This is a genomic window from Vreelandella lutescens, assembly GCF_014640815.1.
Classification (GTDB): Bacteria; Pseudomonadota; Gammaproteobacteria; order Pseudomonadales; family Halomonadaceae; genus Vreelandella; species Vreelandella lutescens.
Genome location: NZ_BMHM01000001.1, coordinates 438992 through 457337, shown reverse-complemented (window position 1 = coordinate 457337; position 18346 = coordinate 438992). Strand labels below are relative to the sequence as shown.

Sequence of the window (18346 nt, the reverse complement as noted above, 5' to 3'; positions counted from 1 at the left end):
ACAGAGTCAGGCTCAAGCGCATGTTTTACGGCTGTTCATTCGAGGGAATCGAACGTTGCTCGCATACTTCTTTAACAGCGCTCTTTAATGCTGCTGCCATAGCATGCGCCGCTGGGCCTGCCCGATCACGGTCACGGAAAATAAGTTGCACTGGCACTTCACGAATACCGCCCGCACTTAGCGGCAGCGGTTTAAGTTGACCACTGGCTAATTCATCAGCAATGCGGGTCTCTGGTATCCAAGCAAACCCTAACCCGCGTCGTAGCATATCCAGCGAGGTACTCACATGCCCTACGGTCCAGCGCTGCTCCGCTTTTAACCAGCCAGCATTGGTAGATTGGCGCAGCGCCGAGTCTCGCACGACCAACTGGCGATGTTGCGCAAGGTCGCGCAAATCTAATGAACGACCTAACTGGTGCAGCGCATGGCGTGGATGCGCGACCGCCACAAAACGCACACTTACCAGCGGCTCACCCAGAAAACCCTGGGCTTCGATACCAGACACGACGAGGTCAGCCCGGCCATCGTAGAGCATTTCGGTACCGCCATTTAGAACACTCTCATGCAGCTGCACCCTGACTTGAGGGTAAGTATTGGAGAAACGCTCCAACGCCTTGGCCTGGGCTGCCGCCGGGAAAATTTGATCAATCGCGACCACTACTTCAGCTTCTAATCCTGCGGCAAGCCGAGAGGCCACGTCTTCCAACGACGCAGCGCTTTCAATTAACTGACGCGCACGACGAAGCAGCAGCTCGCCTGCTTCGGTCAAGCGCACCTGCCGACCAACCGGCTCAAGCACCTGAATACCCAACTGCTCTTCTAATTTATGGACCGCATGGTTCAGCGTTGAGGGGCTTTTATGGATCGCCTCTGCCGCTCGTGCGAATCCGCCGTGATCCACCACGGCGGCCAACATCTGCCACTGCGCAAGTGTTACCCGAGACATTTCGATTTCCTCGACGCCATACAGCGAAACATTCCGCTTCATCTTCGAAAAAATACCACTAGAATGCCAGGAAATAGCGTCGAGTACTTGTTTTTAGCGACATTGGCTTAAATATCACCCACCGGCACCGCCCACTCGCATCGCCAAAAAACCTAAAGAAACATTAAAATACAAAAAATTACCTTTTAAATATTAGCGATGGCGACTGGTAACGCTAAAGGTCGTGGTGCTTTTACTCGCTGTGATCAATGGGAGGTTGACATGAGCGTTGGAGGTCTTACCACGATGCTGACACACTGATTTACGGGCAAAACGTCTCTTTAATTAGACGCACGTTATATTCTGCTTTTACAAGACTTAAAAGAGGTCTATGGTTAATGAAATGACACCGATGGTTGACGAGGCTTGCTGACAGCCGCCTTGTTACTTTTGTTAGCAAACGGTGTTCATGAATTTTTTAGGCTGCCTGATATTCCCGTAATTAGGCGGAAGTATATTTTGTGGATGGATATACAGTCTATTCAGTCCCTCCTCCTTGGGGTATGGTTCCCGAGTTTGCTTACTTTCATGTTACTTTTATTTCACGAACTCGGCGGTCCATTTACCCATGTTGCGAATCCTTCATTCGCTGCCCCGCACGCATAAATTATTACTGTTACCAGTGGCCACGATGGTCACCGTGTTGGGCGCACAAAAACTCATCACTACCTATCATGATTTGAACCAACCCCAGACACCGCTGGAGAGCGTGCTCGTTCCGCTACCCAGTGATTCTGCACCCGGTGTTCCTTCGCTTCGTCAAGAGCGAACGCCAGTGGCAGAGGCGATCGACCGCGCCTCCCGCGCACTCGACGCCACCCGTGAAAATATCCCCTTAAGTGAATTAACGGCCACCGAGATTGTTGATCTCGACATCATTACCAGCGCTGAAGCCTCGCTCTCCACTGACACACAGCCCATGGCTTCATTGGATGATGGCGCGCTACACATGGCGATTGTGGTAGGCACTCTGTCAAGCGGCATGCTCAATGTCGACGACTCCGTCGAAATCGCTGATGCCACTTCATACGAAGATTACGGTGTAGAACTCTACGACGACATCTCTTTCCTGGAGCTAGAGCTTGCAGCGGAAGAGCCGTTTGTTCCTGAGTGGAAAACACACATCGTTGAGTCAGGCGAAACATTTGCTGTGCTAGCGCAAAATGAGCTGGGATTGGGTTACAGCGAGGTACTAGCCCTGCTGGAAGACCTGCCTGACCCGCGTATGCTCACTAACTGGCGTGCAGGACACAGCTTTGACTATCAGGTAGATGAAGACGGCCGCCTGCTGGCATTGCGCATGATGAAAAATACGCGCGACGGGATACTGCTTGAGCGCGACTCAGACCATTATGCGATTACCACCATTGAGCGTCAGGGCGAGCCCGTACAGCGCCTTTATGCCGGTAGCGTAAGCGGCAGTTTCGCACGCTCTGCTCAAGCCACAGGTTTAAGCAGCAGCTCAGTAACAGAGCTAACGCGCATTCTGGAAAAGAAACTGGACTTCCGCCGCGACAGCCGCAGGGGGGATCAGTTTCAGGTCTTAGTTGAGTCTGACATGATTGACGGCGAAACCCTCGACTCTCGTGTGCTGGCGGTAAAATACGATGGCGAGCGGATGGACCTCACCGTTGTTCGCAACGCAACTGATGATAATTTCTATACGCCGCTAGGCAGCAGTTTAGATCCGGCCTTTGCTCGCCGCCCCTTCGAAGGCAACTATCGCCTGAGCTCTAACTTCAATCCTCGCCGCCTACACCCCGTCACCGGCCGTGTTAGCCCGCACAACGGTACCGATTTTGCGATGCCTATTGGCACACCCATCACAGCGCCAGCGAATGGGCGTGTAGAGCGTGTGGGCAACCACCACGCGGCTGGACGCTACATTGTTGTGCGCCACGATAACGGCTACCGCACCCGTTATCTGCACCTCTCTCAGCCGCTGGTCAGCCAGGGTGAACGTGTCACGATGGGCGAACGGATTGCATTGTCTGGTAACACCGGTCGCAGCACCGGGCCTCACCTGCACTACGAAGTCATTGTGAATAACACGCCAGTGAACGCGATGACCGTTGAGCTGCCGGAAAACACAAGCCTCAGTGGTGACACGCTGGTTGCGTTTCAGCGCCAAGCAGAGCCGATGCTGGCTGCGCTTGAAAGCGGTGAAACCGGCACCATCAGTGTCGCTAACTATCAAAGCGAAAGTGGAAGCGACGAAAGCGTCCAGTAACCGCCCACCTCTTTGCTTTAAATCTGCTGTGTTGCTCACAAAGCCGCCTCATTGAGGCGGCTTTGTCATCTCTGACATCTATCCGCCCAACTGGTTAAGCTGCCCCTCGTGAGAGTGCTGCTAATAGCGCAGCATCGCGGCGATAAATATCTTCTCTGAATACGACTTCTCCTTGGTCATCGGGCCAAGCCGTTAAGTAGTGCAGCGCCACGGGGATACGGGTGGGCAAGTTAATATTACGGTCGCTGCGACCACTGTTAATCAGCGAATTAAGCTGATAACGGCTGCCGCTATCCTGCAGCAGGAGCTGCGCAAATTCGGTCACACCTTCAACACGCACACACCCAGAGCTTAATGCCCGATGGTCTCGCTGAAAGAGCCCTCTCGCCGGTGTATCGTGAAGATAAATCATATCGTTATTAGGGAAGCGAACGACCACCCGCCCTAGAGGATTGCTGCTGCCCGCCACCTGGCGAAGCATCACCCCACCAGGGCGTTGCCAGTCAATCGTTGCGGCATCCAGCGTTTCACCAGACAGGCTCACGACCTGAATATTCTGCCGCGTGAGATAGTCGGCATCCTGGCGCACACGAGGCAACACGTCCTCACGCATGATCGTTGGCGGAATGGTCCAACTCGGATTGATGGTCAAATGGCTAATAGAGGAGTGGATAATCGGCGTTTCGCGGTTGGGTGAGCCGACGACGACCCGGGTATCCCAGTGCTCACCGTTGGGGCGAGTATAGTGTAAGCGGTAACCCGCAATATCTACCCACACGAAAGGCTCCTGCTGCAGCGAGGGCCGAATCCACCGGGCACGCTCCAAATTCACCCGCAGTTGATCAACGCGTGATGCCACAGGCATGTTAAGTGCTAGCCGCGTACGCTCACCCACGACGCCATCTTCTTGGAGCTGATGACGCCGCTGAAAACGCATGACCGCCCGCTCAACCTCGCTATCGAAAGCGCGCCGGTCACCGCTGGCAGATTGCGCGCCAATCATTGGGTAAGCGTCGCTGTCCGCCGCCAGTAGGTGCGGTTCACCCCAGAGAGTTAAGCGCTGGCGAAGCGTTTGCACATCATTTCCCCGATCACCAGGGCGCAGCGACTCATCACGCCCCGACAAGTAAGGCACACTGCCCTGCTCGGCCAAGCGGCGATAGTGGGCCAATGCTTCGCGCAGCTGGGCATATTCAGGCGATGCAGGACGAGCCACCATTAGCGCTTTTTGCACATCACCCTCGCCAATGGCCTGAACCACTCGGGGGAGTGCGTAGCTGCGTTCAGGGCGTGGCAAGTCCCAGTTGGGCTCCACCTCTCTGGGATTCACTTTACCAAGGGATAAATGATCAAGCGCCAACAGGAGCGAGCGGGTCGCGCGTATATCGAAATTCGCCTTCGCCTGGTCATCTAACTGCTGACTAAGCTGAAAATCATCCATGAGCGAAGCGGCTTGATAATCGTCCGGTGTTAACCCGTCATCCACAAGGCTGCTCAAAGCGTTTACCAACGCTTCGACATGTTGAATGCTCTGCCAAGCAGGCTCACCACGCCGCAACTCGTAAAAGGAAGCCACCGGTAGTGCTTCCCCACTTTGCGCAATACGCTGAGCCAGTGCTTGCTGCATGGCATGGCTAGTAGACTCGTTTGCGCTGACCAGCAGTGGACAGGTCAGCGTTAGAGTGAGCGCTGCCCCTATCGCCCATCGTCTTAGTGGCTGATTCTCGTTCATCGCCTCTCCTTGCGTTACTATGCAGCGTTGTGGTGTGGCTTCACTCTTTTTGCTTAACGTCGTCTCAGCGGTTCCCGTACTAAGACGCGCTTTTTTAGCATAGCCGCTTACGTTTATTCGTGATGACTCTATGTAATGACTCTTTTGGTCACTCTAGGCAGGATTACGCCCCATGCTTTTTCGCTCACGCATGACTACTGTACTGTTTTCTTTACCCATCGTGTTGTTTTCTTATCCGCTTCAAGCGGCTAGTTTTTTCTCCCAGGTAGCCGCTGCACCACCCGCCGGGGTGTCTCCCCTGCACCATCAACTGCTTCAGTTAGCGCCAGGGGCAACTCCTGAAGCTCTGCGCCTGGCTGCCCAGGCGCTCAGCTGCGCGGACCCTTCCGCCGAGCGCCTGGCGGTGATTGATTACTCGCTCCCATCGACAGAGCCACGCATGTGGGTCTTTGACCTTCATCAGCACACGCTGCTGTTTGAAGAACTGGTCTCACATGGGCAAGGGTCGGGGGATGCCGTGGCCGAGGCATTTTCCAATACGCCTGATAGCCATCAATCCAGCATTGGCCTGTTTCGCACGATGAACAGTTACTATGGCCGTAACGGCTACTCACTGCGTTTAGACGGCCTAGAGCCAGACGTTAACGACCTGGCGTTTGAACGAGCAATTGTGATTCATGGTGCTGATTATGTGAGCGATGACTTCATTGCCCAAACAGGTCGTCTTGGCAGAAGCCACGGCTGTCCGGCTGTGCGTGAAGACATCACCTATCCGCTGATCGATAGCCTGAAAGAGGACCAATACGTCTTTGCTTACTACCCAGATGAAGAGTGGTTAGCGACCTCCTCTTTTTTACGCTGCCACTCGCCGGCACCTATGCATGTCGCTCAGATGAAATAAGACAACCAAACGGTATGGAGGCCCTCCTCCTTTACCAAGACAAGAGGTTGGTTTTCATCAGCGACGCGCATTCTGGCAGGGCAAGCAAGAAAACCTTCTGCAATACTTCGTGACAAAACATCACAAAACGTTTTATCACGAAGGTATCGGCCATGTTTGCCTTTATGCACCCCTATCAAACGATCCGCCGTTTAGAGCAGCAAGTGGCCGAGCTTCACGCTCAGCTAGCCACGGAGAAAAGCGCTCATGGCTACCGCACCATCAGTCTGATGACGCCCCTAGAATCGATTAGCATGCTCCAAGCCAAAGGCGCGGATATGCTCACCTCTCTCAATGCAGGTGCAGAGCATCACGCTGAACAGCTAGCCAGCGAACGCGCCACGCTTACCGACCTGTTTACGCGTCTTCATCACGCGGAAAAAGTGGCTCAGAGCCTTCAACAGCAGCACCAGCGACACCAGCAGGCCGATGCTCATTACGCGGCTCCACAGGCCAGTGACAAAGCCCTGCATGAACTGCGCAGCATTAGCGTTGAGCTAGCGCGTACCGCAGGGCATACCCGCGCACTAGCAATGAGCACTGCCCTTGAGGCTGCCCATGTGCATGAAGAGCACAGCGGTTTATCAGCAGTTGTCAGCGACATTCAGCATCTAGCCGATCATACGCAGCATTTGGGACATCAGTTGGAGCACTGGGTGGAACAAACGGCGTCTCTCTTAAAAGAAGATGCCCGCGTACTCGCCCATCAACGTGAAACAGCCACCGCACTGGCCAGCGCCGCCCAAGAGGCAGAGCAGGTCATTGAACAACTCACCGATCAAACTCGGCATATGTATAAGGTGATTCATCACAGCACCACAACTGCCTGTTTGCATGCGACCAAACTGGAGCATGCGGTGTGGAAAAGTCGTCTTTATCATCAGCTGCTTTCTGCATCCCTGGATGACCCTTTAACGGATCACCAGCACTGCACGCTAGGCCGATGGTATTTAACGGGGGAAGGATTGCGTTACAAACAGAGTGATGCTTACCGCGCCCTCGCTGTGCCCCACCGACGCTTTCATGAGAGCGGATTAGAGGCCTTGCGTTACGCCCGCCAAGGTGACCACACCGCCCAGTTGGCTTCCTTAGCACTGATGGAGGAAGCAAGCGTAGCGCTCGCCAAGCAGTTAGACCGTTTAATAGAGCACGCGGTGTATGACATTCCGCTGCCACAAACCCGGCCTTCACCGCTGGCAGACGCCCCTTAAAACAAACGAGATCGCGTTATACCTTCCGTCAGGCGCTATTTATGCCATGCTAAAGACACCAAACACGCAGACGGTAAGGATGATAATGGCACCGATAAAAAAGCTTGATCTCGCGCTGCAGGGCGGCGGTGCTCACGGCGCGTATACCTGGGGGGTGATTGACCGCCTGCTGGAAGATGACCGCATTGAGATTGAAGGCATCAGCGGCACGAGCGCCGGTGCCATGAACGGTGTGGTCATGGCAGATGCGCTGACGCGTGGAGGAAAGCAGACCGCCCGCAAGGCGCTGCATGACTTCTGGCAGGCAGTGAGCCGCGCGGGGATGGCAAGTCCTATCCGCCGTTCACCCATGGATGTACTCACCGGCAATTGGAGCTTGGATCACTCCCCTGGCTATATCGCGATGGATTTGATGACACGGTTGGTATCGCCCTACCAACTCAACCCGCTCAATTTGAATCCCTTAAGAGATATCGTCGCGGCCCACATTGATTTCGAACGCGTACGCCAATGCGATCAGCTCAAGCTGTTTGTAGCGGCCACTAACGTGCGTACCGGTAAACAGCGTGTGTTTCGCCGTGAAGAGATGAGCGTGGATGCCGTGATGGCGTCAGCCTGCCTGCCGTTTATGTTCCAAGCGGTGGAAATCGATGGCGAAGCCTATTGGGACGGCGGCTATATGGGCAACCCTGCCCTCTTCCCGCTCATGGAAGAGTGTAGCGCTCGGGATATTCTTCTTGTGCAGATCAATCCCATTCGCCGCGAAGAGCTACCCACGTCCGCCTCTGCCATTATGAATCGGCTCAATGAAATTACTTTTAACGCCGCTCTGATTAAAGAAGTCCGCATGATTGCGCTGCTGAAACATGCGCTGGAAGAGCAAGGCATTGAAAACTGCTATCAGCAGGCACTGTTTCACCGCATCAGCGGCGACCAAGCGCTCGATAGTTTATCCGTTTCAAGTAAGCTCAACTCCGAATGGCCCTTCCTATGCCACCTGTTTGACCAAGGCCGAGAGGCTGCCGATCAGTGGCTGGCAGCCAATTTTGATGCCATTGGCGAACACTCCACCTTAGATATTGACGCGGTTTACCTCCACGAATAACGCCGCTCCATCGTCTACGCTGCCCCAACGTAGCGCATCCTTTAACGCACTCTGCCCAGGCAGAGTGCGAAGCGTGTTTCCAACGCTTGACTAGCACACGGTCAATGACGTCCAAAAAAACACCTAACACGCTGTTTCACATGATTTAAAAACCCAATGGCGGAGTATTTGCTTATTTTCCAACCATGGTGATAGGCGTGGACCAGGCCCAACAGGGTACGAGTGCGTCGAACCTGACCTTCGACGGTGAAGGCATGTTCCCGTAGCTGCGCAACGCCTAATGCGTTGTGTCTCGACACACTCACTCTGTGCTTTGTGAGGCCGCCCATGGATATACGCAATAAAGCTAACCGTATACGGTTACTCAATTTTTCGACGCCGCAGATGCGTGCGTTTCATCTCTCTTGGTTTGCTTTCCATATCTGCTTTTTTGGCTGGTTCGGCATCGCTCCGCTCATGGCAGTGGTGCGAGAAGACCTCGCCCTGACCCAAACCCAAATCGGTAACACTATCATTGCCTCAGTGGCCATTACCGTGATCGTGCGCCTGCTGATTGGCGTGCTGTGTGACCGCATTGGCCCGCGCAAAACCTACACAGGATTGCTGGTGCTGGGCTCTATTCCTGTGATGGGAATTGGCTTAGCGAATAGCTTTGAAACGTTCTTGCTAGCCCGCCTAGCGATTGGTGCTATCGGCGCATCGTTTGTGATTACCCAATACCACACCACCATGATGTTTGCGCCTAACGTGGTCGGCACGGCTAACGCCACCAGCGCTGGCTGGGGCAACCTTGGGGGCGGCACCACACAAATTGTCATGCCGCTGATTTTTGCCGGGGTGCTGATGCTAGGTGTTAACGAAGCACTTGGCTGGCGTCTTGCCATGGTCGTGCCGGGCATTGTGCTGTTCTTTACCGGCATTGCTTACTGGCTGTTCACTCAAGATGCCCCAAATGGCAACTTCAGCGAGCTGCGCGCCCGCGGTGAACTGCCGCCTGCTACCGGCGAGCACGGTGCTGCCCAAAGCTTTTTAGCAGCCGCGAAGGATATCCGCGTGTGGGCACTGTTTGTGGTGTACGGGCTGTGTTTTGGCGTCGAGCTAACCATTAACAATATTGCCGCGATCTACTTTTTTGATAAGTTTGACCTTACTCTTGCCACGGCTGGTTTGATTGCGGGACTGTTCGGCTTAATGAACATCTTTGCCCGCACTTTGGGCGGCGTGTTCTCTGATCTATTTGCCAAACAAGGCGGGCTTAAAGGGCGTGTACGCTGGCTGTTTATCGCTCTGGTATGCGAAGGCATCGCGCTTATCGCCTTCTCCCAAATGCACGTACTCAGCTTAGCCATTGGCATCATGTTGGTGTTTAGTCTTTTCGTGCAAATGGCCGAAGGGGCCACCTATGGCGTGGTGCCTTTTATCAACAAAAAAGCGCTGGGGGCAGTGGCAGGCATAGTTGGTGCTGGCGGTAATGTGGGTGCTGTCTCGGCGGCTTTTCTTTTCCGCAGTGAAAGTCTCAGCTACCAGCAGGGGCTCTTCTACTTGGGGCTCACCGTATTGGTACTCGCTTCTTGCGTGCTACTCGTGCGTTTTAGCGATGCCACTGAAGCCGAAGAGGCCAACGCTTACCGTGAAGCAGTCGGCAATGACACCGGAGCAGGCGCGCTCTCATTGCGCTAACATTAATTAACACCACCCCCACAGGCGAGAGGCTGTGGGGGGTGATTTCACTTTTGGCGGCGAGTAATAAGGAAATCAACATGTCTTCTGCCCAACAGCTGCTCTTCACCGCCCTACGCTGCGACATCGATAATCTTCACCATTTAGCCACGACGGCTGATATTGTCAGCGATATCAGTCAGTTTATTCATGTGCTTCAGCGGGAACGGGGAGCATCGACCATTTATCTGGCCTCTAAAGGCAAGCGTTTTAAAACTCGACGCACTACTTACCTTGCGCATAGCCAAGCGGCTGAAGCGTCCATGCGGCTGCGCCTTGAAGCGCTTAGCCAAGAAGCACGCCCACAGGCCACCGCGCGCTTACTGCGCCGCATTGCCACCGTATGGCTAGCACTGGATGAGCTCAGCGCTCTGCGCCACGCCATCGATACCTTTAACATATCGCCAGATTCCGCCACCCAAGCGTTTAACCACCTGATCAGTGGCTTATTAGCGATTGTTTTCGAGGCAGCCGACACCGCTGTCGACCCGGATATTACCCGCGCTCTCGTGGCTATTTTTCACCTGATGCAGGGTAAAGAACTCGCTGGGCAAGAGCGCGCCTGCGGTGCTTTCGGGTTTACGCTGGGTCATTTTGATCAAGCACACCGCACGCTCTTGAATCAGCTTGTCGACACCCAGCAGCGCTGCTTTAACACCTTTGCAGAATTTGCCACGCCGGAAGCGCTGATCGCTTGGCAACAGTCGCTCTCACCCAGAACGCTGGCAGGTATCTGCCAACTGCGTGATATTGCTTGCCAGCGCTCGCACCATCAAACGGCATCGGGCAATACGCTGGGCGAAACCTGGTATGAACTCACCACCCTACGCATTGATACCATCAAAACAGTCGAAGATACGCTGAACACCCAATTAACAGCGCTTTGCCACCATAAAATTGCCCAGGCACAGGCAGCGTTAGATCAAGCAAAGGCGACGCCAGAAAAGCCGCTACCTGCCCCCTGTGAACAGCTGTTGGCCCTTACCCCGACGCAGCCGCTAGGGGATTTAACTGCCAGTGCGCTCAACTCACCGCTCAGCCGCTCGCTGCTTGAACTGACGCATGCACAATCTAGCCGCCTGCAAGGGTTAAGCGATGAGCTTGAAAACACGCGCAAAGCACTGCGTGAACGCAAACTCATTGAGCGGGCAAAAGGGTTAATCATGGCCCACCAATCCATGAGCGAGGAGGAGGCCTACCGCTTTTTACGTAAAACCTCGATGGATCAAAGCAAAAGCATGGCGGATATGGCGCAGTCGATTCTTGACCTTTCTGCCATGCTGCAACGAAAAGAGGAAAAGCAGCAGCGCTGAGCACGATTTGCAACCTTATTGGCTTTTCGCCATGCTGAAAGCACCTTTAACAATGAGCAAGGAGAGCCAACCATGCACGACCGCGTTCTACTCATTACCGGTGCTTCCAGCGGCATTGGGGCCGCCACCGCCCGCGCAGCAGCCCGCGAAGGCTACAAACTGGTGCTCGCTGCACGCTCTGCCGATAAGCTGACATCGCTTGCACAGGAGCTTGGCCCTGAGAACGTCCTCACCTGCGAAGTGAATGTGACCGACCTAAGCCAGCAGCAGGCAATGGTGGAACACGCTCTCGAAACCTTTGGACACATTGATGCCGTCTTTGCCAACGCAGGCCGCGGCGGTTCGCCAGGTGGCTTTAGCAGCGCGGATCATGAGGCTTGGCGTGAGATGATCCTCACCAATATTTACGGTGTTGGTCTTACCCTGCAAGCCTGCTTGCCAGCGCTAAAACGCCGCCAAGGGCATGTGTTATTAACCGGTTCAGCGGCTGGACGCACGACGATCCCAGGCTCCATGTATAGCGCCACTAAGTGGGCCGTGACGGGCATTGGCTACAACCTACGCGAAGAGTTACGCGGCACCGGTATGCGAGTCACGCTCATTGAGCCCGGCATGGTCGATACGCCCTTCTTTGATGAACCGCCCGAGTACGCGCTAGAAGATCGCGATATCGCTAATGCGGTTGTTTATGCGCTCTCACAGCCACCGCATGTGGATGTGAACGAAATTCTGATACGCCCAACACCTCCTAAAGCGTAACTTCGCTCTATCGATGGCTTGCATTTGCTCTCGACTGCCCACATAAACGCAGCATTATGAAGCGTGCTAACAATTTGGCTCGCTGCCCATGCATGTTTATCAGGTGATTTATGAGCCAACTTGCGACGACCGCCCTCTCCGTACTGGACCTTGCGCCCATCCGCCAAGGCGGCAGTGCTGCAGAAACGTTTCGTGACAGCGTCTCGTTAGCCCAGCACGCAGAGTCACTGGGTTACCAGCGCTACTGGTTAGCCGAGCACCACAATATTGCCGGTATTGCCAGTGCAGCGACATCTGTTCTGATTGGCCATGTGGCCGGTCAAACATCCACGATTCGCGTGGGTAGTGGCGGTATTATGTTACCGAATCATCCGCCTCTTGTGATCGCGGAGCAGTTTGGCACACTGGAAACCCTCTACCCTGGCCGCATCGACCTTGGCCTGGGCCGCGCACCCGGCTCTGATGGGGCCACCATGCGTGCCATGCGCCGCCATGCACACGCCGGAGTCGATGACTTTCCTGAGTTATTAGCGGAGCTACGCCAATATCTCGCAGACTCAGATCCGCGCCAAACCGTAAAAGCCGTACCCGGCCAAGGCACCCATGTGCCTATCTGGCTACTGGGCTCCAGCGGCTACAGTGCGCAGCTAGCCGCTAAGCTGGGGCTACCCTTTGCGTTTGCTGCTCAATTTGCACCCGGCTACCTATTTGAAGCACTGCGCCTGTATCGTGATAATTTCCGAGCGTCCGAGCACCTAGACGCCCCCTATGCCATGGTGGGTCTGCCCGTCATGGCAGCGGAAAGTGATGAGATGGCACACTATTTAGCCAGTACCGCACAGCAGAAATTCTTGAACTTGATTCGCGGCAAACCCACCCAGTCGCTGCCACCCACAGACGCACTGGACTGGTCACCCATGGAGCGCGCCCAGGTAGAACAGTTTTTAGGTGCCGCCATTATTGGCGGCCCAGACACGGTGAAGGCACAGTTAGAGGAGTTTCAAGCGCGTACAGGTGCCAACGAGCTTATGATTAATAGCGACTTTTATAGCCACGCGGATCGGCTGCGTAGCTATGAGATCGTCGCGCAAGCCGCTCGTTGAGCCCCCTGTGCTCACCCTTTCGCAATAAGAAAGGCACCTGCCGCTACCATCAGCGAGCCTGCGGTACGGTTGGTGCCCTTTTGAGCACGCTCTGATTGAAAGAAGCGACGGGCCGAAGAAGCGAACGAAGCCACTAGCATTAAGCCCATCATCAGCCCCACCAGCGTTAAACCCACGACAAGAAACATATCGCTGCGATTGAGCACGGTAAGATCTATAAAGGTGGGTAAAAACGCGATATAGAACAGAATCACTTTTGGATTAGAAGCTGAAATCAAGAAGCCTTGGGTAAAGCCCTTAAGCGCCTCCTTTGATAATCCCCCACCGCCCTGCTGAGTAGGCGCTAACGTGTAATCTGTGACCTCAGCCGTCCACATTTTCCACCCCAGATAAAACAGATAGGCCGCCCCCGCATAGCGCAGCAGCATAAAGGCTTCCCCCCAATTTTCCGCTAGTGCCGCTAAGCCATAAAACGCGAGTAAGAGATAAATCACATCACTGGCCGTCATGCCCAGCGCTAGCGGGATGCATGGCCGAGCACCAGCAGACATCCCTTTTGCCAAGAGGGCAAAAATGCCCGGCCCAGGCGTGACCGCAAAGATAAAAATGGCAATAAAGTAGGTGAGTGCGCTCTCAATGGTCATTGCCAACTCCTCTGGAGGTCATTTGATGACGTCATCGACCGGGATGCCGACTGCTTTGAGCCGCATCAGAATATGCTAACGTAGCTTATGCCCTAATAAACGGAAAAACACCGCATGCCAACCCTTCAGTTTTCACCGATGACAGCAGAAGAATTCGCGCTTTTCTGGCCGACGTTTCAAGCCATTGTAGCCGCCCAGGAAACCTACGCGATAGCTCCTAATATCACCTATGACGATGCTTTCTCACTATGGTGTAAGACGCCACTAAAGAGCTTGGTGGTGAAAGACGAGCAGGGACAGTTATTGGGCAGCTACTATTTAAAAGCCAATGCTGCTGGCCCCGGTAGCCACGTGTGTAACTGCGGCTATATGGTAACGCCACAGGCGCGTGGCAAAGGGGTGGCCCGCGCCATGTGCGAACACTCACAGGAGGAGGCTCTCTTACACGGGTTCAAGGCTATGCAGTTTAATGCGGTGGTCGCCAGCAACCACATCGCTGTCGCGCTATGGCAGCGCTTGGGCTTTGAGATTGTGGGCACTGTGCCAAATGCTTATCAGCATGCCTCACTGGGGTATGTGGATACGCATGTCATGTATAAGGCGCTCATCAAGCACTAAAACAGCCTTTCTTTCCCTCAGCAGGCTAGTCACCTGCTGAGCATTCAACGCTGCAAAAAATAACATTGTTTCTAGTCAATAACCCTGACTCGCCCGCCATCACCTAAGGATACACAAACAGCACAAAGCAGCGTCCTTAGCGCTTTCAAAGACACCTTAAACGTTACTTATGTCACTTAACGATACAACTGACTGATGAACTCTGAGTAAGTTATGAAAAACAATCGTTTAAAACAACAGCTCAGAAGAAAATTAACTTATGTATGCCAAGTGTTATCCGCTGCTATCTTTAAGTTCCCACGTTAACACCACTTCAGGTGTTGGGATAATAAAGGGAACGGCGATGCAAAAAATATCAGTAAAAACCCTGATTTCTGGTGCGCTCGTTGCATTACTCATCATGCTGATGGGGGTAGGGCTTTTAGGCTACCTAGGGGAGCGAACAGCCGCCAGTAGTATTCAAGATGTTAATAATATTAGCGCGCTGCAATCTAGCTCTGCCGCGCGGGCTGAGACTAACCTGATGGAAATGCGAGTGCGCCTGGAGCGCTTATCCCAATACTACCAAAATGGGTTAACAGAAAGAGCGGAAGGTGCTCTTACATTTGCCAAAGAGAGCTTGGTCGTCTCAGATACACGAATGGAGGCCATGAACAGCATTTCTACCGGACCTGAAGATGAGCGTTATGGTTATCTCGCAACAGTGAATGAAACCTATCACGCGACAGCCTCAGACAACCTTCGAACCATGCTCGCCAACGCTGATTACGAGGGGCTAATCGACTACAAAGAAAATATTAACGCTGCTTTTTTAGCGTTTGGTGAAGCCGTTGGGGACTTTAATCGCTTCGCTTTAGAGTATGGCAACAGAAAAACCTCCGAGACAATGCAAGACAGCCAAGTGCTTGGGATCACAGTAGGGCTTCTGGCACTCCTGGCCGTCATCATCTATATCACGATGCAAGCAACGATTAATAAGTTTCTGCTTTCTCCGCTACAGCGGGCGGTACAGATCTGTGAAAACATCGCCAAAGGCGATCTCACCAGCAGCATTGAAGACCGCGGTAGCAATGAAATTGGACGCCTCTACGCGGCCATGGATGATATGCAGGAGCGTCTTGAAGAGATGATCAGCACGCTTAATCAAAGCAGTGAAGCCGTTGCTAGCAGTTCAAAGCAAATTGCGGGCGGCAGCCAGGATTTAGCTTCTCGCACGGAGCAACAAGCGGCCGCGCTTCAGCAAACCGCCGCGAGCATGGACGAGATTTCTTCCATCGTACGCCAGAATGCGGACACCGCAGAGCAGGCTGAACGGCTCACGAAAGAGGCAGCCAAGAAGGCGACCAGCGGCAAGCAGGCCTCTGAACGCACCAGCCAGTTAATGCATGAGTTAGAAGAAACGTCGCATAAGGTACACGACATTATTCAGGTCATTGATACGATTGCTTTCCAAACCAATATCTTGGCGCTCAATGCGTCGGTGGAAGCCGCCCGAGCGGGCGAACATGGTCGTGGCTTTGCCGTGGTGGCCAGCGAAGTTCGCTCACTGGCGACGAAAACATCCACGTCTTCCAAAGAGATCCGCGAGCTGATTGAAGACATCTCACAGCGCATCGTCCAAGGAGCGGAACAAACCACGCGTAATGGCCAAGGCATGGCCGATATTAATACGTCTATTATGCAAGTCACCGAAATGATGCAAGAGCTAGCACTGGCCGCTAAAGAGCAGGATTCCGGTATCAGCCAAGTCAGTACCGCTGTTTCACAAATGGATGCAGCTACGCAGGAAAACGTCTCGCTTGTTGAGGAAACCAGCACCGCCTCGGCCTCGCTTCAAGATGAAGCGGCTCGTTTAGCCGTGTTAGTGAATGAATTTAAGCTAAAACGCCTCGCACAAACTCAGCAAGCTAGCCAAATTCCGCTGGCCGTTCAGCAAACCTTTCGCACTTCCTACGCCTCCCCCTTAGCCGCGGCGGCCCCCTCACGGCTATCCGCTACCCCCGAGTGGGAAGCCTTTTAAACGTTTTTAAGCATCACTTTTTCATGGGCCAGCCTGCTGGCCCTTTTGAATGATTAGGCTGTCGCCAAGTCTCACCCACACGCTTTGTAAAAAAAGTTAAAAAAACCTCTCAGCTCCTCTCAATTGCATACGCTTTGTGTCGATAATGTATAAGCAGGGCTCCCCTCCCTGCCCAACATGCTCTTCACTTTCCCCTGCCTATGAGAGTAACCAACATGCGAAATTTATCTGTCAAACATACGTTGGCAGCCGCGCAAGGGCTGATGCTAGTTGCCCTGCTGGCCATCGCAACGACAGGTATATTGTCAAAGCTTAGTGTAATGGATAGCCTGCGTGAACTTGATGAAGTGGCTGCTCAACAAGTGGCTTCCATCAACCGCACAGAAGTGAACCTGATGGAGTTACGCCTTCGCCTCGCCCGCTATACCGCTTACACGGAAACTGGCGAGAGCGCATCCGCTCAAGAAGCGCTTGAACTGGCACGCGCTGCACTTGAACGGGCAGATACACGCTTTGCAGAGTTTACCGCCATTGAGGTTCCTCCCACGGCAGTTCGCGCTCCGCTGATTGCGGCGATTGTGAATTATTATCCCCAAATGGTGACCGAGGCGTTTCGCAGCGACTTGGCAGCCGCTAATTACACCGCGTTGTCTCAACACCGGGAACGTTTCAATGCGGAGTTCGGCACATTAACCGATGCGATTCGCGCGTTTAATACTCGGGCACAGGCCTTAGCCGCAGAAGAAATTGGCCAAGCAGAGCAAAGCCACACAACGACCATGATACTTAGCGGTGTGTTGATTGCACTCGCCATCGCGCTGTCGATTGGCGTGCAAATTGGCATTAACCGGATGATTGTGCGTCCACTGCAGCGCTCTGTGCAGGTGTGTGAAAACATCGCCCAAGGCGACCTGACCAGTGACATTGAGTCTCGCGGTAACAACGAAATCGGACGCCTTTACAGCGCGATGCAGGAGATGCAGGCCAAACTGCAAACCATGGTGGGCACGCTTTCCCAAAGCAGCACCGCCGTGGCCGCCAGCTCGCGCCAGATTGCCGGTGGCAGCCAAGACCTCGCCTCTAGAACCGAGCAGCAGGCGGCTGCGCTACAGCAAACCGCGGCGAGCATGGATGAAATTTCATCCATCGTTCGTCAAAATGCGGATACCGCTGCCCAGGCAGAGCGCCTGACCCAAGATGCGTCTAAGAAAGCGGCCCACGGCAAGCAAGAGTCTGAGCAAACCAGCGTGCTGATGCGCGAGTTGGAGACCAGCTCGCAGAAAGTGAATGAAATCATTCAGGTGATCGATTCCATCGCCTTCCAAACCAACATCCTTGCCTTGAACGCCTCCGTGGAAGCCGCGCGGGCGGGTGAGCACGGTCGCGGTTTTGCGGTGGTTGCAAGCGAAGTTCGCTCACTGGCCACCAAAACCTCGAACTCCTCTAAAGAAATCCGCACCATGATTGAGGATATCGCGAGCCGCATTGCCCAAGGAGCCGACCAAGCCCTGAAAAACGGCGAAAGCATGGACGACATCAACCAAGCCATCATCCGCGTGAACGATATGATGCAGGAGCTGGCACTCGCCGCTAAGGAGCAGGAATCAGGCATTAGCCAGATCAGTACCGCGATTGCCGAGATGGACTCCGCTACCCAGGAGAACGTCTCGTTAGTCGAAGAGACCAGCACGGCTTCCGCATCGCTGCAAGATGAAGCTGCTCGCTTAGCGGAACTGGTCGCGGCGTTCCGGCTAAACGCATCCAGCCGTCAAGCTGCGCTATCCAGCCACTCAGCGCCCGCTTCCAACCCTCGTTTACGCGCTCCCTCACAAAATGTGAGCGTGGCACAGCGCCAGCGCCCAACCGCAGAGCCTGAGTGGGAAGCGTTTTAATACAGTCACTTGTTACCCGCGCGGGTCAATCACTCCGGTGTGGCCCGCGCCACGAGACCTATCAGCGTTGAGTCG

Annotated in this window: 14 protein-coding genes; 11 read left to right on the top strand and 3 right to left on the bottom strand. The window is 54.1% G+C overall.

Features of this window, described 5'->3' with window-relative positions; translation table 11 throughout:
- Positions 1-25: 25 nt before the first annotated feature.
- The gene (locus IEW65_RS02085; protein ID WP_188637856.1) at positions 26-946 is read right to left on the bottom strand and encodes a LysR family transcriptional regulator; all 921 of its coding nucleotides are present in this window, start codon (positions 944-946) and stop codon (positions 26-28) included.
- A 607-nt stretch (positions 947-1553) separates the two neighbouring features.
- Here IEW65_RS02085 and IEW65_RS02080 point away from each other — a divergent pair.
- Positions 1554-3215 carry a peptidoglycan DD-metalloendopeptidase family protein gene (locus tag IEW65_RS02080; protein ID WP_188637855.1) on the top strand — a complete coding sequence of 554 codons (1662 nt, stop codon included), beginning with the start codon at positions 1554-1556 and terminating at the stop codon, positions 3213-3215.
- 94 nt (positions 3216-3309) lie between these two features.
- On the opposite strand, the gene IEW65_RS02075 is transcribed toward IEW65_RS02080, so the two are convergent.
- Positions 3310-4947 carry a L,D-transpeptidase family protein gene (locus IEW65_RS02075; protein WP_188637854.1) on the bottom strand — a complete coding sequence of 546 codons (1638 nt, stop codon included), beginning with the start codon at positions 4945-4947 and terminating at the stop codon, positions 3310-3312.
- A gap of 172 nt (positions 4948-5119) precedes the next feature.
- Here IEW65_RS02075 and IEW65_RS02070 point away from each other — a divergent pair, with 172 nt between their 5' ends.
- The 7 genes from IEW65_RS02070 to IEW65_RS02040 all read left to right on the top strand — a co-directional run bounded on the left by IEW65_RS02070 (position 5120) and on the right by IEW65_RS02040 (position 13097).
- Positions 5120-5848, top strand: a complete 729-nt coding sequence (locus IEW65_RS02070) for a murein L,D-transpeptidase catalytic domain family protein (RefSeq protein ID WP_188637853.1) — start codon at positions 5120-5122, stop codon at positions 5846-5848.
- 152 nt (positions 5849-6000) lie between these two features.
- Positions 6001-7098, top strand: coding sequence for a CZB domain-containing protein (locus tag IEW65_RS02065; protein WP_188637852.1), 1098 nt, complete (start codon positions 6001-6003; stop codon positions 7096-7098).
- Between the two features lie 85 nt (positions 7099-7183).
- A complete protein-coding gene (locus IEW65_RS02060; RefSeq protein WP_188637851.1) occupies positions 7184-8203 on the top strand; it encodes a patatin-like phospholipase family protein in 1020 nt (339 codons plus the stop codon).
- A gap of 327 nt (positions 8204-8530) precedes the next feature.
- Positions 8531-9883, top strand: coding sequence for a NarK family nitrate/nitrite MFS transporter (locus IEW65_RS02055; protein WP_188637850.1), 1353 nt, complete (start codon positions 8531-8533; stop codon positions 9881-9883).
- Positions 9884-9963: 80 nt separating this feature from the next.
- Positions 9964-11235 carry a nitrate regulatory protein gene (locus IEW65_RS02050; protein ID WP_188637849.1) on the top strand — a complete coding sequence of 424 codons (1272 nt, stop codon included), beginning with the start codon at positions 9964-9966 and terminating at the stop codon, positions 11233-11235.
- A gap of 72 nt (positions 11236-11307) precedes the next feature.
- Positions 11308-11994, top strand: a complete 687-nt coding sequence (locus IEW65_RS02045; protein WP_188637848.1) for an SDR family oxidoreductase — start codon at positions 11308-11310, stop codon at positions 11992-11994.
- A gap of 110 nt (positions 11995-12104) precedes the next feature.
- Positions 12105-13097: an LLM class flavin-dependent oxidoreductase gene (locus IEW65_RS02040; RefSeq protein WP_188637847.1), complete on the top strand. Its 993-nt coding sequence runs from the start codon at positions 12105-12107 to the stop codon at positions 13095-13097.
- Positions 13098-13108: 11 nt separating this feature from the next.
- Here the strand turns inward: IEW65_RS02040 and IEW65_RS02035 are convergent, their stop codons facing one another.
- Positions 13109-13741, bottom strand: a complete 633-nt coding sequence (locus IEW65_RS02035; protein ID WP_188637846.1) for a LysE family translocator — start codon at positions 13739-13741, stop codon at positions 13109-13111.
- Positions 13742-13855: 114 nt separating this feature from the next.
- Between IEW65_RS02035 and IEW65_RS02030 the strand changes: the two genes are divergently transcribed.
- The 3 genes from IEW65_RS02030 to IEW65_RS02020 all read left to right on the top strand — a co-directional run bounded on the left by IEW65_RS02030 (position 13856) and on the right by IEW65_RS02020 (position 18271).
- Positions 13856-14359 (top strand): GNAT family N-acetyltransferase, encoded by a 504-nt coding sequence (locus tag IEW65_RS02030; protein WP_188637845.1) that lies wholly within the window; start codon positions 13856-13858, stop codon positions 14357-14359.
- Positions 14360-14702: 343 nt separating this feature from the next.
- Positions 14703-16379 (top strand): methyl-accepting chemotaxis protein, encoded by a 1677-nt coding sequence (locus IEW65_RS02025; protein WP_188637844.1) that lies wholly within the window; start codon positions 14703-14705, stop codon positions 16377-16379.
- 215 nt (positions 16380-16594) lie between these two features.
- Entirely contained in the window at positions 16595-18271 is a 1677-nt protein-coding gene (locus IEW65_RS02020) for a methyl-accepting chemotaxis protein (protein WP_188637843.1), read from the top strand.
- Positions 18272-18346 lie beyond the last annotated feature (75 nt).